The sequence below is a fragment of the Actinomyces sp. oral taxon 448 str. F0400 genome, assembly GCF_000220835.1.
In the GTDB taxonomy this organism is placed as follows: Bacteria; Actinomycetota; Actinomycetes; order Actinomycetales; family Actinomycetaceae; genus Actinomyces.
This window is the reverse complement of the sequence record NZ_GL985606.1, coordinates 2355480-2371383: the sequence shown is the minus strand read 5'-3', so window position 1 is coordinate 2371383 and position 15904 is coordinate 2355480. Positions and strand designations below refer to the sequence as shown.

The following is a 15904-nucleotide window of genomic DNA, read 5'->3' as shown; positions in this document are numbered from 1 at the left end:
CCGCCCTCCGATCTGCTATGTCAGCGAGATTGGGAGACGGTGGCCTGGGCGAGCGCCCGTTCGCCGCCCGAGCCGGCGTCCGCGGGGCCGTAGATGACGATGGACTGCCCCGCCGCCAGTCCCCGCAGTGGCTGGCGCAGATCCGCCCGCAGGGTTCGAGCCACCGGGTCGACGGCGACGTCGGCCGGTACGGACCGTCCGTGAGCGCGCACCTGCACGGTCACGTCCCGCCAGCCGACGGCGCCCTCGCCGAGGGGGTTCGGCTCAGCCAGCAGGACGAGCTCCTGGCCGTCGACGGCGCTGCGGTGCAGGAGTTCTGCAGGACCGACGACCACCTCGTTGGTGGCGGGTCGAGTTTCGATGACGTAGCGGGGGCGTCCGTCCGGGGCCGGGCGGGTCAATCCCAGCCCTCGACGCTGACCGACAGTGAAGCCGAAGTATCCGGAGTGCGTACCCAGAATCTTGCCGTCGGGGGAGACGAGGGCCCCCTTGCTCGTGCCGAGGCTGCGGGTGAGAAATCCGCGAGTGTCGCCATCGGCGATGAAGCAGATGTCGTAGGAGTCGGGTTTGGCGGCCACCGGCAGGCCGCGGCGCTCGGCCTCGGCGCGCACAGCCGCTTTGGAGGGGGCGTCGCCGAGGGGGAAGAGAGCGCGGGATAGTCCTTCGCGTCCGGAGATGGCGAGCACGTAGGACTGGTCCTTAGCGGCGTCGACGGCGCGGCGCAGCTCCAGGCCAGCGGTCCTGCCGGGGTGGCCGGTGGCGGCGCCCCCGGTCAGTCGGGCGTAGTGGCCGGTGGCGACGGCGTCGAAGCCGAGGGCGAGGGCCCGTTCGAGCAGGGCGTCGAACTTGACGCGCTCGTTGCAGCGCACGCAGGGGTTGGGAGTGCGGCCCGCACGGTACTCGGCGAGGAAATCGGCGACGACCCGCTCCTCGAACTGCTCGGACAAGTCCCACACGTAGAAGGGGATGCCGAGGATCTCGGCTGCCCAGCGGGCATCGGAGGCGTCCTCGATGGAGCAGCAGCCACGCGAGCCCGAGCGGGTGGCGGCGCGGTTGCGGGTCAGGGCCATGTGCACTCCGACGACGTCGTGCCCGGCGTCCAGAACGCGGGCAGCGGCCACAGCGGAGTCGACTCCGCCGGACAGTGCCGCGAGTACGCGCATGGGGTCTCCTGTGGTCGGGTGATAGCGGTTGGTGGTGCGTCGAGGGCGGTAGCCAGGCTACTGCGTGCAGTAGGTGGTCGTGAGGTTCGGGATCCGAGGGGGCTGCGCCGTCGTGCTGTGGAAGAGGGGCGGGAAGGCCTCGGGCGGAGCATCGCCTGAAGAGCGATGCTCCGCGGAGGCGCAGGCTGCCGTCTTGCCCGTATTTCTTGCTGCGGATGATGCCCGAGAAGAAATGGAGCACATGGGGCATTGAGCTCGGGAGCCGAGCGGTGACGTGGTTGTCGACGGCGCGCGTCGGTTCGTCGCCGCGGCGTCTATTGGCCGGGCCGACTCTGCTGGTATCCGGGACCCGGCAGGGCCTGCGCACGCACGAGAAGAGATCATGAGGCGAGAGGGGTGCTCGTGTGGTTCGCGTTGATCGGGAAGAATAATCACTGGTGTGATTGTGGGGAGGCTGAGATGGTCGGGCGAGGGCTGAGGGGTGATGAGTAATTGCCCCGCTCGCGCGGGGTTTACCGGCGGCTTCGACCCGCAGCGATGACCTGTTGGGGATCATCCCCGCTCGCGCGGGGTTTACGGCGATCATCTGCGCGCCCCGATCAGGATGTCGGGATCATCCCCGCTCGCGCGGGGTTTACCTTCAGGTTGCGTCCCATGCTGCGCACAGCTCCGGATCATCCCCGCTCGCGCGGGGTTTACCGAAGATGTCCTCCCTGGACGGGAAGGTCACGAGGATCATCCCCGCTCGCGCGGGGTTTACGCGACCGTGTCCGCGAAGGACATGCTCCTCGACGGATCATCCCCGCTCGCGCGGGGTTTACTGTCCTGTGTTGCGTCCCTTGTCGGCCTGTTGGGGATCATCCCCGCTCGCGCGGGGTTTACAGCTGAAAGGAACCGTCGTGACCCTCGAAGACAGGATCATCCCCGCTCGCGCGGGGTTTACTGAATACCTTCGCCGCCTTCGTTGTACAGCACGGGATCATCCCCGCTCGCGCGGGGTTTACTACGTAGAGGGTGCGGGTCATGGGGCGGTCTCCGGATCATCCCCGCTCGCGCGGGGTTTACCGGGTGGGGTGAGGGTGGTGGTGGGGTGAAGCCGGATCATCCCCGCTCGCGCGGGGTTTACCTTCTCGTTGGAAGACTCGAGCTGCTCGCGCAGGGATCATCCCCGCTCGCGCGGGGTTTACGTCGTGCGTTCCAGACCGGTGGATCGTGAGGTGGGATCATCCCCGCTCGCGCGGGGTTTACGCGACGAAGGCGGTCAGGAGCGCGCGCTCGGCCGGATCATCCCCGCTCGCGCGGGGTTTACGCCGTCCCACGGGAGGATGACGAGGATATTGCCGGATCATCCCCGCTCGCGCGGGGTTTACACCATCACGCCGACTCCGATCGTGGTCCCGTCGGGATCATCCCCGCTCGCGCGGGGTTTACACCGGGATGCCCGCGGCAGCGGCGAGGGTGTTGGGATCATCCCCGCTCGCGCGGGGTTTACGCCGAAGCAAAAGCAGTCACAGTCCGCTCCCCGGGATCATCCCCGCTCGCGCGGGGTTTACGCGGCGGCACGTATGGCGGTGTGGCGGCGGGTGGGATCATCCCCGCTCGCGCGGGGTTTACCATCTCGCCCCGCCAATCAGCCAGATGCGCCAAGGATCATCCCCGCTCGCGCGGGGTTTACGACACCTACTCGTTCAGTGATGATATCGGTAAGGGATCATCCCCGCTCGCGCGGGGTTTACGCCGTCCTAATCTGATCCGTCAAACTAAGGTCGGGATCATCCCCGCTCGCGCGGGGTTTACCAAATCAATCTTCTTCTTCGACTCCCTGTGCTCGGATCATCCCCGCTCGCGCGGGGTTTACCCGCCACCACGGGATGTACCGAAAATAGCAACGGGATCATCCCCGCTCGCGCGGGGTTTACCGTGGCCTGCGTGCTACCGTCAAGCTCGCCAAGCGGATCATCCCCGCTCGCGCGGGGTTTACACCTCATCACCCGTAGCGAACGGCATGTCCGGCGGATCATCCCCGCTCGCGCGGGGTTTACCCCGGTTGCGGTGGTGTGACCCGTGTGGTAGGGGGATCATCCCCGCTCGCGCGGGGTTTACGTCGTCGGGGATCGGAATGTAGTCCGGCTCCTGGGATCATCCCCGCTCGCGCGGGGTTTACGGCTTCGGAGACGACTCCGGCGGGGGTCATCAGGGATCATCCCCGCTCGCGCGGGGTTTACCTGGCGAAGCTGCGTGTCCACCTGGTCAAAATGGGGATCATCCCCGCTCGCGCGGGGTTTACCGCGGAGCATTCAACGTAAGCTTTGCCGGCGCTGGATCATCCCCGCTCGCGCGGGGTTTACGATGCGGTCCATTAGAGGGTTCCTTTCATTACTGGGATCATCCCCGCTCGCGCGGGGTTTACGGTGACGGTCTCAACGGCCATTGGAGGGGTCCTGGATCATCCCCGCTCGCGCGGGGTTTACCGACCCCAACGAAGTCTTCACGTCCGCCATCGCGGATCATCCCCGCTCGCGCGGGGTTTACTCTCGCAGGGTCATCGTGCCGGTGACGGTGACCGGATCATCCCCGCTCGCGCGGGGTTTACCTGCGGGAAACCGACGCCGACGACTGGACCCTGGGATCATCCCCGCTCGCGCGGGGTTTACGGGCCAGCGCTAGGCCGGCCCCCACCGCGGCTGGGATCATCCCCGCTCGCGCGGGGTTTACTTCCCGTTCGACAACCACAAGCCGACGTGCACGGGATCATCCCCGCTCGCGCGGGGTTTACCCGTATGCGGATCGGACCTACAACACGCTGAACGGATCATCCCCGCTCGCGCGGGGTTTACTGAGCAGCATCAGCATGCCCGCCTTGTCCACGTGGATCATCCCCGCTCGCGCGGGGTTTACCCGCTGCCGCCGCGTGCAGCCATGCCGCGCGGGGGATCATCCCCGCTCGCGCGGGGTTTACCGAGGTCAGGTTCTTGTCGAGCCTCATGGTCACGGATCATCCCCGCTCGCGCGGGGTTTACCACAGGCCGTACTCAGAGCGCCCCGCACCCCGAGGATCATCCCCGCTCGCGCGGGGTTTACGATCACCCACAGACCCGTCTGCTGCGTCGTGACGGATCATCCCCGCTCGCGCGGGGTTTACTTACCGCCAACCAGATCAGCCACGTGCGAGTCAAGGATCATCCCCGCTCGCGCGGGGTTTACTTAGTCATCCTCGTGCTGTCGATCATCAGCTCGGGATCATCCCCGCTCGCGCGGGGTTTACAGCCCAGACGAGGCGCACCGACTCGGGGTCGAGGGATCATCCCCGCTCGCGCGGGGTTTACCCTGCTCATTGTTCTCGATGCTCCTTGTCAGAGGGATCATCCCCGCTCGCGCGGGGTTTACACACGCGCTGCATGTCGAGAGGCGTTGTCTGGGGGATCATCCCCGCTCGCGCGGGGTTTACTGTCAGAGCAGCGCGCGACGCAGCGCGTGCGCGGGATCATCCCCGCTCGCGCGGGGTTTACTCCTGTCTGTTGCGCCCCGTCGGGTCGGGGCGGGGATCATCCCCGCTCGCGCGGGGTTTACAGGTGTTTCGGTTGGAGGAGTACGCGACGGAGCGGATCATCCCCGCTCGCGCGGGGTTTACCCTGCACCGTCCGTCCGATCCGTGTGGTTGCCGGGATCATCCCCGCTCGCGCGGGGTTTACAGGTTGGTGTCGCGGACCTGTCCTTGTCTGACGGGATCATCCCCGCTCGCGCGGGGTTTACCGACGCTGACACGGCCAAGCCTGCAACCGCCCCGGATCATCCCCGCTCGCGCGGGGTTTACCAAGGACAAAGCAAACGGATCCTACTACTTCGGGGATCATCCCCGCTCGCGCGGGGTTTACTCGTCCAGGCGTTCGTAGTTCCATGACTCCGGGGGATCATCCCCGCTCGCGCGGGGTTTACCTGACACGTCCGCGATCACCGACGCCGCCCCAGGGATCATCCCCGCTCGCGCGGGGTTTACTCGATCTGCCACAGGAGTTCCGCCTTGATAGGCGGATCATCCCCGCTCGCGCGGGGTTTACTCCCTGCGCGGCTTGGAATAAGTGGCAGTCCCGGGATCATCCCCGCTCGCGCGGGGTTTACGTGCCCAGCCGTTCAGATCGCATGCCGTGACCCGGATCATCCCCGCTCGCGCGGGGTTTACGCCACTGCGCCGCTGTCGCCTTCGTCGTATCTGGGATCATCCCCGCTCGCGCGGGGTTTACACTTGGCGATCGGCGTGATTCCAACGGTGGGCCACCCTACCAGGGGGCGTTCGCCTTCACTGGTGACCTAGGGACCGCTCGGCTGAGTTGCGGAAGCGTCGTCGCCGGGCAGCGATCGACCACGACTCCTTCGCCGGTTTAACGGCGCCGGGTAGGGCCTGCGACGACGACCCTTCGATCTGCCGGTAGGGGGTACGCATGACGAGGCAGCCTTCGACGTCCAGTGGCTCCCGGTCGTATCCCAGCGAGGCCACGGTGAAGTGCTGCTCGGAGCGCACCGACCAGATCAGGAGCGCGCGCCCGTCGCCTATGTACGCTCGGACCAGTTCCCACAGTTGCTCGCGGACGCGAGCCGAGAGGTGGCCGACGAAGACTCCGGGGGAGACCTCGAGCAGCCATCGCGTCATGGCCCCGCGCAGTGAGGCCGGGGCTGCTGACAGAATCAGCACTACCATCCTCCCGCGTCCTCTCCGGCGTAGTTCGATCCACCGGTGACGGCACGCCGCTGGTAGTCCCATAGCGAGACGACGTTGATGCTCATATCCTCCTGCTCGTCGACTCCGAGCAGTTGATAGATGTCCCTGACCGTTCGCTCTATGACCTTCAGCTCGAAGATCCTGTCTCGAACGCGCCGTCGAGTCGTGCCGGTGAGGTCGTCCATTCCCTCGGCGACCACGTCGAAGGAGATCGGGATCGTCGTCTCGGCCTTATACAGGTCTGCGACGTCGTACACGAAGGATCGTTCGTGTCCGGTGTGGACAAAACCGAGCCCCGGTGAGCAGCCCAGTGACACGATGACGCCGTGAACGACTCCGTACAGCGCGGCGTGCGCCGCTGAGAGGGCCTGATTGATCGGGTCCGATGCCTCGAAATCGTCGGGCCGATACTCCCTGCGGGTCCATGGCACACCGGTTCGTCGCGAGTTCTCCCGATACACCTCACGGATCCGGGCGCCTTCGCGACCTCGCAGTTGCTGCATGGTGAGACCGTCGACGTCCTCGCCGTGAAAACGCATGCAGTACATTTCACGCGCTACACGCAGACGTTTTTGAGGCGAGGAAACGCGGGTCGCCTGCTCCATCAGAAGCCGGGTGGACGTCGCCAGCGAGCGACCGTGCGCATAATAGCGAACTCCGCGCTCACCGACCCAGACCGCCGTCGTTCCGCATTCACCGAGCAGACTCATCGCCTGATGACTGACCGACGTTCCCGGGCCGAAGAGGACAGCCACCAGGGAGGCGGCGGGGACATGGATGGTGCCCTGGTCGTTACGGGCGGTCAGGGCACCATCCTGCCGGTGCACGACGCAGTGCTCCAGGTAGAGGAAAGACATCCGATCCTGCACACGGGGGAGCGCCGTCACGGGAACCGGCAGCATCCTGGCCATTCCTCAGCCTCGTCTCACTCGTGCGAGAGTCAGGAGCCCGCACCCGTAGGCCTTGGAGCGACCGATCCCTGTTACGAGGACATGACGCAGAGCCTGCGGATCGGTGACGTGCATAATTCCCTCGTAGACGGTCCGGTTGATCGTGACGCGGTCATGCGTCTTTGAGCCCGGCCGTCGTCGTGAGAAAATGGGCCTCTCCCGGCGCACGACCACAAGGTTCGCCGATTCGTCAGCGTCCTCGACCCGCTCAGCGCTCTCCCTCCCGGCGACCGCGGGCACGAGTTCGAAACCGTATCCCGGGGCGCGTGAGAGGAGCCATTGCCTCTGCTGCTCGACGGTGACATGCCCGAACCGCTTCCCGCGCATGCCCGGCCCCCGAGAGGCCGAGTAGGACGGGTTCGCCGCCAGACGGAAGGCCCATAGCTGGTCGGCGTCGAGGCGCTCCAGGAACGGGGAGTAGTCGAGGGTCCGGGCCGGCACGCCTGCCGCCCCTGCTTCGGTCACGATCTGCGAGCAGTCGGGCTCCGAGGGCGAGAGCAGGTACAACGTCGTCATCGCGCCCCGGTCCACCCGCCACAGAACACGGCCGGATCCGTCGTCCGTCTCGCCCCCGCCACTGTCTCCGGCGGCGCCCAGAACGACGGCGTGCATGACCTGCGGCGAGCCCAGGTACTTGCGTGCCAGCCGTCGTGTCGGATCCAGCTCGATCTTCGTCAGGAACACCGTCCCGCCTCCTCCACATCGATCATGGGGTCGTGCAGGTCCACCGCGGGGGCTTCCACAGTCACCAGCAGTCGTTCGACCTGGCGGAGCCCGTAGTCGCGACGCCGCGGATCGAAGGAGATGGGCACATCGCGGCTGCTTCGGACAGTGCCTCGCTCCACGGCGGGCACGGCCTCCTGGTCGACGAGCAGCTCCGCGTCGAAGGGGGTGCGACGCCGGCGGAACCGCTGTTGGAACCACTCGGAGGCCTGCCATCGCTCCTTTCTGAGAGCGTCGAGCAGCGGTGCCTCGCGCAGACCCAACGAGATCGGGGGCGTCGGCGGACATGATCGCCTCCCGAGGTACAGCGGGAACACCGGGTGCCCGAGCGCTTCGTCAATGCCCTCCAGGAGCGCCCCGTCCCCCTCGATGCCCGCCAGGAAGATGGCGTCGGCGAGGTAGTAGCGGTTCGATAGGGGCATGGAGTCCCCGCCGTCGAGGGGTCTCGCCGTGTGGAAGTCGCGGATCACGGTGCCCGGCTGGTCTTTGCGCACGCCGAAACGCAGCGAGAGAAAGTCCTCGATCGGATCCGTTCGGCGCCGTCCGACAGCGGCCGCCAGCATGCCGATGATCCCGCTCTTGGTCGGGGCGAGCTCCGTGGCGCGGATCGTGAAGCGGGATTTCACCCCCCATGCCTGCAACGGGCCCGCGAGTCGTAGGAGGAGAACGGTCATCAGGCCCGCTCCTGACCGGGTACGCGCGGGGCCACGATGTCGCGGACCCGTCCGGGCAGGTCCGCGAAGGACACGCGTTCCCCGACAGACGAGACGGCCTCGGAATCCTGGAGGGCGACGACGAGACTGGCGAGCGGCCGCAGCCCGTAGTTCTCCTCGATCGTCGAGGAGTACCGGACCAGACTCTCCACCGAGCGGTCGACGTAGCCGCGATCGGCGTCCTGCGGAATCGGCTTCTCGAACGCTCCCACGAGGGAGACCGGCTGGTCCTCGCGGACTGAGACGACCACCGTCTCGGGCACGGTCCGGTTGGCGAAGGTGTTCTGCTTGCCGGTCGGCATGGACAGGCAGAATCCCTTGATGAAAACCTCCAGCGCCCGCAGCGCCGCCTCACCGTCCCCGAGATTCTTAACCAGCATGTCGAGGTTGACGGTAGCGTAGCGGTACATCGTGGCCGAGGAGAACTCGACCGTCCCCATCATACCCGCTCCCGCATCCTCCTCCTCTTCCGAACGGCTCTTCTCATCGTCGACGGCGGTGAAGAAGTCGTACTCGTTCTCAGCGGCGTGCGTGGAGATGGCGTGAGCCACCTGGCAGGCGGCGTCGACGTTGAGATCGGTGTCATCGGCGACCATGCGGCCGAAGAGCGCGATATCGACGGCGTGAGCCTCCTTGAAGATCTTCTTGATCGTCCGAGCGTCGAGCGCCTCGCCACCGCGGGCCGAGGTAATAGCGAGCTCAGCGAGGCGTCCGATCTGTCCGGCGGACAGGAACATCAGGTATCCCGATTCCTGAGGCGCATTCTTCTTACCGCGCGGAGGCGAGAGCTTGATCTTGGCCGTCTTGAAAACCCCCTCCGCCAAGGAGAGGGCGCTCTCCGTGAGTTCCGGTGCGTCCTCGGCGATTTTCGCGGCGAGCACCCCGGCGACCCGCTTGGTGCGCACACCGACGTCGGAGGCGTCCAGCAGGTCGTCGAAGTACAGACGCGCCGCCCGCTTCCAGGACTGGCTGGAGACACGCAGCCGCCTCACCCCGCCGTAGATGGCGGACTTCGGCGATCCCGAGTCGTCCCGATTGACGCAGGACGGCGGAAGATTCTGGATGATGTGGATGTCGACGTAGGTGCTCATTGATCAGTTCTCCAAGGTGGATGCGTGGTTGGTGGAGGTGGTGTCGTGGTCGATGCCGGGGGCCGAGACGGCGCCGTCGGCGGGCAGTGAGTAGTACTGGCGGGCCCAGGCCAGGCGGACGCTCTTAGCTCCGCCCGGGCGCTGGAAGCGGACGATATCGTCGGCGAGCATGGCGTGGTCCAACGCAATACCTCGGGATCTCAGCAGCGAGACGAGGTTCCGCAGGTGGTGGCGCAGCTCCGCCACGGTCGTCGAGGTGACCAGGGCGTTGAAGCGGGCCCGGGCGGAGGGATTCTCCTCGTCCGTGCCCACCAGCTCGTGAGCGGCGCGTCCGAGGCCTCTTCCGGGCACGAACATGCACTCGGACCGCGACTGCTGGTGGACGGCGTAGAGCGTCATAGCCGTGTGAACGGCGATCTCCTCCCGGGTCGGAGCGTCGCCGGCGCCGTCGGGGACCTCGACGCGGGTGAGCTCCCAGATCTCGGGCAGCTCACCGGGAGCCCTGTTCGCGCCCTTGCGCAGGGCGGCAACCTCGGCGCGCCCCAGTGACTCGTTGTCGAGGTAGCGTTTCTGCAAGCCGTGCGCGCCGCCGATGCGCTGGTTCACCAGGAGGCCGATCCTCCCGAGGCGGCGGGCTCGTCGGGCATCGGGCGGGGCCCCGCCCGACACCTCTGCGGGTGTGCTGGTATCCGACACTGTCATGCCGGTGTCCTTTCTGCGTTCTTACTGTTCTCACTTGTTCTCACTGGGCGTCCTGCCGGGCGGGTGCGGGCACCGCCGCGTTCAGAGCGCGGCGGAAGAAGAACAGCGCCTTGCCGACGTCCATCCGTCCCTTTCCCTCCCCGCGTCCGGCGAAGGTAGTGCCGGGCACGGCGGAGGCGAGCTCCTCCTGCTGCCTCCAGGCCTCGGTGCGCAAGAGGCCGCGCCACTGGTCGCGGGCGACGTGCGGGTCTGCTCCGTCGAGGGAGGCGAGCCAGCGGGGGAAGCGCTCATCGATGACCTGGTAGAAGTCCGCGCCGGCGCGCGTGCGCGCGGCCGAGGCGGTCTCCGGGCTCCCGCCGTGAGCCCGGTCCAGATTCCCGGCCAGGCTTCTCAGCGCCGCAGCCACCTGCTCGGTCTGCTCCATTGTGTCGTGGACGACGGCGACCAGGCGCTTGCTCTCAGGATCGAGCAGGCCGGCGGGCAGCGTCAGGACGTCGTCGACGAGTTCGGTGACTGTCGCCTCCTGAGACCCGTATTCGAGGCCGACGGCGTGCAGGGGGATGAGGCCGCCCGCGGGCACGATCCTGCGGCGCATGAGTTCCTGGTAGAAGGAGACGACGCCGGGGGAACGGTATCGGGTCACATCCCCGGCGTCCTTGACCGTGATCTTCGGGCTCAACTGAGCCACGAGGGTCGACAGCCCCCGCCAGAACGCCCGGTCCGCCGGCAGCTTGCGCGGCATGTAGACGGGCGACTTCAGCTTCTTGCTCTGAGGCTCGGAGAAGCGCCATGCGGTCATGGGCTCCACCAGATAGCGGTTCTGGGGCGTCGTCTTGTCACCGTTGCCGAGGAACAGTCCGGTGACGCGCTCGTCGTCGCCGTGGAGGAGGATGCGGCGCGTCTGCCACGTGTAGCAGGACACGGGCCCCGTGGGCTCCAGGGCGGGCGAGCCCGCCGGACCGTCGGCCTCACGCTCCCACGGGGCGAGATCGCGTGCAGGATCGACACCGTCGAGGCCGGCTGTCTTCCCGTCGCAGACCACGGTGTTGAGGAGCAGCGTTCGCTCCAGCGTTCCGCCCACCACGCTCACGGTGCCGATCCGCCCCGTCCACCCCGGCCCGATCGGATAGCCTCTTCCTCCCTTGACCTGCGGGTCGCCGACGGCGCCGGTGCGGATACCGGAGGGGTCGAAGGCATGGGCGTGCACCAGCCACCGGGCCGCTTCCGCCCAGCCAATGGAATTCAAGCCCTCGGCGATGCGGGTGGTGAAGAACTGGTTGCCGTTGGGAACGTCCACGATGAGGGATTCCAGGTCCGAGATCTTCCCCGACGCCGCATGAATCCCCGCCACCTGGAAGAAGGGACGCTCCGGGTCGCGCAGATCGAAACGGTCGCGGTGCCTCTCCAGGTAGGCGGCGGCGTCCCGCCCCAGGAGCTCGGGTTCCTGCCAGTACTCCCTCCACCTGTCCAGATCCTCCGGCCCGTCCATGGTCCGGTGGCAGATCGCCAGGAGCAGGCGCAGGACGGCGATGTCCTGGCTGGCGACCTCGCCGTAGATGCTCTTAATATCCGTGGCATCCTGGAAAAGAGTGAGAAGAGAGACCTCGTTGGCCTCGCCGTTGAGCCGGATCACTCGGATCCACGGCTCGTCGAGAAGATTGAAAGTCGAAGTCATTCGGGACGGACCTCCTTCAGTCCGGTGGATGGGGAGTACTCGAGCGTTGCACCGGCCAGCTGTGCCCGGCTTTCCTCCAGGAGGAGGAACAGCTGCCCGCGCAGCTGCGGATCGTCCTGCCAGGGGGGCACGACACGTTTCTCGAGCTCGTCGATGGCGTCGTCGAGCCTGCTGCCCTTCGTCATGCCGGCGGGCAGTCTCACGGCGGACAGGGCCATGGCGCGCACGACCTTCCGGTCCGGAACGCGATCGGTGGGGATCAGGGCTCCCGGGGACTCCGGTGCGTGCGGCAGGGTGCGTATTTCCTCCTGGCCGCCGATCCAGCGCCGGTCCAGGAGAATGACCTCCAGGGAGTCCTCGCCGTCGCGCACCTGGGCGTGCCCCTCATCCTCGTCGTCGGAGGCCGTCGTATGCAGCCAGCCGACCAGGGAGGAGCTCGCCCCGCTCCGCTCGGGCTCGCTCAGCAGGAAGCCCTGAGCGGAGTCGTGCTTCGCGCGGTTCTTCCGCGCATACGCCTCACGGGCGTGCTCCACGGCCTCGTGCCACAGCGGTGGCCCTTGGACGTCGGCCCCGTAGACCGCCTCGATGAGCTCGTGCACGTCGTCGGGGATCGTGATCGTGCCCGAGTCGTCGACGACCCGGTTCAGGGCGGCCGCGCTCAGGAGCATGTCCTGCTCGCCGTAGATCGCCTTGGCGCCCGGCTCCAGCGAAGGGTCGGGGGATGACGTCGACGGCAACCAATCGATGTAGCAGGTGGGGGCGGACACCCAGGGCGGCCGCGGCCGCTCATGGCGGTGCAGACGGCCCATCCGCTGGAGAATCAGGTCGATGGGCGCCAGGTCCGTCACCAGCAGGTCGAAATCGACGTCCAGGGACTGCTCGACCACCTGCGTGGCCACGACAATGGCCCGGTGCGGGCGCGTCGGGCCGCTGCGCGGAGGTCCGAAGCGGCGCAGAAGATCCTCGTCCTTCGCCAACCGGTCGCCGATGGTGAAGCGGGCGTGGGTGAGGCTCACCTCCTGGCCGAATCGCTCCCGCAGCAGCTCATAGGTCTCCTGTGCGCGTCGCACCGTGTTGCGGACGATGAGCGCACAGCCGCCATCGGTCAGCCTCTCCTCCAGCAGCGGGACCAGGGCGTCCTTCATGAGCCGCTTAAGGCGGATCGTGCTACGTCGCCCCGCCGACGTCGGGACGACCTCGATCCGCTCTCCGCCGGCGGTGACCAGGCAGGGGAAGGGGGTGCGCACGGTCTCGAGGTCGGGGCGTGTGGGGACTCGTTCTCCAGCCGACAGACGCAGGCCCCGTCGATAGGCGTCGACCATGGCGGTGCACCGCGCCTCGGACAGCGTCGCCGACAGGAGCACCACCGGCACTCCGTAGGCGGCGAGCCAGGTCAGGATCCGATCCAGGTAGACATTCATATAGGTGGAGTAGGAGTGCACCTCGTCGACGATGACGACTTTGCGGGACAGTCCCAGGTGCCGCATGGCCAGGTGCGGGGAGCGCATCGCCCCGAAGAGCAGGTGGTCCACGGTGGTGACGACGAAGTCCGACAGCATCGACTTCTTGCGTCCGCTGAACCAGGCCAGGATCGCCAGGTCGGCCTGACGGCGGGCCGCATCGCCTAAGGTCGCATGCGCTGATGCTGCACTGCGCGGGTTCCCAGCCGCTCTGACGGCGTCCTCGTCGCGGCCGATGTCTCCCGGGCGCGGAGTGCGCCGGGCCTCCTCGTCCTCGCCGCCGAGAGCGCCGAGGAGCCGGTCTCGGATCTCGTAGCCGCGGCGCCGCAGTCGCTGAGCCTCCTTGTTCAGCCGCGAGCGTCCGTGCAGAAGTTGAGCGGCGAAGTCCGACGGCGCGCCCTCGCCGGCGTACGCCTCCTCGATCCGCTTCAGCCAGTCGAGCTCGCGGGAGAACATGGCGTCCGTTGTCGCCTGGGTGGGCAGGGCGAAGAGCACCCCGGAGCGGCCGGTTCGGGCGGCGAGCACCTCGGCGGCCATGAGGGCCGCTTCGGTTTTACCGCCTCCCGTCGACTCCTCGACGACGAGGAGCCCCGGCAGATCCATGGTGCGGGCCGCTTGAAGCGTGCGCGTTTGAACATCGGTGGCGCGGGCGCCGGCAGGAAGACCGAAGCGCCGGGCGAGCAGGGAGTCGGGATCGGCGCCGTCGTCGCGGGGCCGCCATGGAGAGGGGACTTCCAGACGCCTCAGCCCGGCGTCGGCGCGCTCGGCGTGCGCTTCGGTGACGAGCAGGCTCGTACCGGCCTCGTCGAGGCCGAGCAGGGGGAAGTAGTCTTCGGCCGAGGAGATCCAGTCCGCTACGATGACCAGTCCCGACAGCTCGACGAGGAAGGACTGGGACCACCGCCGTTGCGCCCAGCGGGGGAGCAGAGGCTCAGCGCCGGTGCGCTGCGTGACGAGGTCGAGCAACTCGCGGCGGGCGGTATCCCACGCCTCGTCGCCGAGAAGATGCTCGTGCCCGTAGTAGTCGGTGGTGAGAGCCGCCGTCGTCGGCGGTATACCGTGATGGGCGCCGACGACGGAGGCTAGGGCTTCGGCGGATTCGAAGTCCCACCCATGATCGTTCATGAGCCAGTTCTCCAGGATCAGGTGCCCCGCCAGAGCATGAGGGACCTTGCGCCGCTCGAGGGGGTCGACCGGCTCGTGGGTCAGACCCGCCTCCTTCATCCTGTCGTCGAGCCCATCGGCCTGGACGGAGAAGGCCGGCGTGCACTTGCCGATGTCGTGGACGCCGGCGATCCAGGAGGCGAGGAGCCCGAACTCGTCCGTCGGAGCCAGCCCCGACGTCGAATCCGCGAATTCGCGTTCAATGAGGTCGCGAGTAGTGGGCGCCAGCCAATGCGTGGCGAGGTGCTCGGCCACCGCGGCGGCGTCGAGCAGGTGCAGCCAGAGCGGAAGCCAGCGGCGCCGCTCCGGGTCATAGCCGGACTTGGCCCACGCGGAGCGCGCGCGTGGTGAGAGCTCCATCGACACTCTTTCTTCGGATTCCTCGGGGACCGGGATAGGTTATTGCTCTCGTCACATTGGCGGGCCCGCCGTAACTGAATCGTTAGGCTTACAGGGCGATGGCCGGCTGCGAGGATCATCCCTGCTCAGCCCGCTCGGGCCGCCCGCCGCGCCGTCTCGAGGGCCCCGGGCAGGGCCGCGAGCAGTCGATCGACGTCGTCGGCGGTGGTGCCTCGCCCCATGGAGCACCGCAGCGTCGAGCGCGCCGGACCCTCCTCGTAGCCCATCGCCAGCATGACGTGGCTGGGCCCCGCCACCCCGGCGTGGCAGGCCGACCCGGCCGAGATGTCGATGCCCGCCATGTCGAGGCCCATGAGCAGCGCCTCGATGTCGGTGTCCTCGAACCACAGGTGGGCCGTGCCCGGCACGTGCGCCGCGTCGGCGGGCAGGGTCGCATGGGCGCCCGGCAGATCCCGCGCCCCCTCCAGCACGCGGGACCGTAGCGCCTCGAGACGCTGTCCCTCGGCTGTTTGCTCGGCCGCCGCCAGCTCAGCGGCCAGCGCCAGAGCCCTGGCCGCCACGACGTCCTGGGTGCCCGAACGCACCCCCCGCTCCTGCCGTCCGCCGCCGGTGGCCGGAACGAGCGCCAAGTCCCGCCCGGCCACGAGCGCCCCCACTCCGACGGGCGCCCCGATCTTGTGCCCGGTGACCGTCATGGCGTCCAGCCCCCAGCCGGCCAGGCTCACCGGTACCTTCCCCAGCGCCGCCACGGCGTCGGAGTGCACCGGCACGTACCCCTCACCCTGGGGCCGCCGCGTTCCCGTCGCCTCCCGCACCGCCTCCACCAGGCCGCCGACGTCCTGCACGACACCGGTCTCGTTATTGGCCGCCATGACGCTGACCAGCGCGGCCCCCGGTGCGGCCCGGCGCAGACTCTCCACCTTAACCCGCCCGGCGGCGTCGACCGCGACCTCGACGTGCTCGGCACCCAGGCGCACTGCGGCGGTGCGGGACGAATCGAGCACCGCCGGGTGCTCGAGAGGGGAGGTGACGAGCCGGGGCGTCCGCACGCCGGCGGCCCGCGCCGCCAGGACGCGCCCGCAGACCACCAGCGCGTCGGCCTCCGTGCCCCCGCCGGTGAAGAGCACCTCGTGCGGGTCGGCGTCCACCACGGCGGCCAGGCGCGCGCGGGCCTCGGCGAGCATCG

Annotated in this window: 10 protein-coding genes and 1 CRISPR repeat array; all 10 genes read right to left on the bottom strand. The window is 68.1% G+C overall.

The features are described from left to right. Nucleotides 1-20: 20 nt before the first annotated feature. The 10 genes from mnmA to HMPREF9062_RS10015 all read right to left on the bottom strand — a co-directional run bounded on the left by mnmA (nt 21) and on the right by HMPREF9062_RS10015 (nt 15902). A complete protein-coding gene (gene mnmA, locus HMPREF9062_RS10060; RefSeq protein WP_009750024.1) occupies nt 21-1163 on the bottom strand; it encodes a tRNA 2-thiouridine(34) synthase MnmA in 1143 nt (380 codons plus the stop codon). A gap of 488 nt (nt 1164-1651) precedes the next feature. Further along, nucleotides 1652-5404: direct repeats of the CRISPR family, unit length 28 nt; unit sequence GGATCATCCCCGCTCGCGCGGGGTTTAC. Nucleotides 5405-5460: 56 nt separating this feature from the next. Then, on the bottom strand, nt 5461-5859 hold the full coding sequence (cas2e, locus tag HMPREF9062_RS10055; RefSeq protein WP_034254153.1) for a type I-E CRISPR-associated endoribonuclease Cas2e: 399 nt from the start codon (nt 5857-5859) through the stop codon (nt 5461-5463). After that, a complete protein-coding gene (gene cas1e, locus HMPREF9062_RS10050) occupies nt 5853-6791 on the bottom strand; it encodes a type I-E CRISPR-associated endonuclease Cas1e (RefSeq protein WP_009750019.1) in 939 nt (312 codons plus the stop codon). Before cas1e ends, cas2e begins: the two co-directional genes overlap by 7 nt. A 3-nt stretch (nt 6792-6794) precedes the next feature. Next, nucleotides 6795-7514, bottom strand: a complete 720-nt coding sequence (locus HMPREF9062_RS10045; RefSeq protein WP_009750018.1) for a type I-E CRISPR-associated protein Cas6/Cse3/CasE — start codon at nt 7512-7514, stop codon at nt 6795-6797. Continuing rightward, the gene (gene cas5e, locus HMPREF9062_RS10040) at nt 7505-8227 is read right to left on the bottom strand and encodes a type I-E CRISPR-associated protein Cas5/CasD (protein ID WP_009750017.1); all 723 of its coding nucleotides are present in this window, start codon (nt 8225-8227) and stop codon (nt 7505-7507) included. Before cas5e ends, HMPREF9062_RS10045 begins: the two co-directional genes overlap by 10 nt. Then, nucleotides 8227-9357 carry a type I-E CRISPR-associated protein Cas7/Cse4/CasC gene (gene cas7e / locus HMPREF9062_RS10035; RefSeq protein WP_009750016.1) on the bottom strand — a complete coding sequence of 377 codons (1131 nt, stop codon included), beginning with the start codon at nt 9355-9357 and terminating at the stop codon, nt 8227-8229. Before cas7e ends, cas5e begins: the two co-directional genes overlap by 1 nt. Before the next feature lie 3 nt (nt 9358-9360). Then, nucleotides 9361-10059, bottom strand: a complete 699-nt coding sequence (casB, locus tag HMPREF9062_RS10030; protein ID WP_009750015.1) for a type I-E CRISPR-associated protein Cse2/CasB — start codon at nt 10057-10059, stop codon at nt 9361-9363. 40 nt (nt 10060-10099) lie between these two features. Continuing rightward, nucleotides 10100-11734: a type I-E CRISPR-associated protein Cse1/CasA gene (gene casA, locus HMPREF9062_RS10025; protein ID WP_009750014.1), complete on the bottom strand. Its 1635-nt coding sequence runs from the start codon at nt 11732-11734 to the stop codon at nt 10100-10102. Beyond that, nucleotides 11731-14718, bottom strand: coding sequence for a CRISPR-associated helicase/endonuclease Cas3 (locus tag HMPREF9062_RS10020; protein WP_009750013.1), 2988 nt, complete (start codon nt 14716-14718; stop codon nt 11731-11733). Before HMPREF9062_RS10020 ends, casA begins: the two co-directional genes overlap by 4 nt. A gap of 125 nt (nt 14719-14843) precedes the next feature. Next, nucleotides 14844-15902, bottom strand: coding sequence for a cysteine desulfurase family protein (locus HMPREF9062_RS10015; protein WP_009750012.1), 1059 nt, complete (start codon nt 15900-15902; stop codon nt 14844-14846). Between the last annotated feature and the right edge of the window lie 2 nt (nt 15903-15904).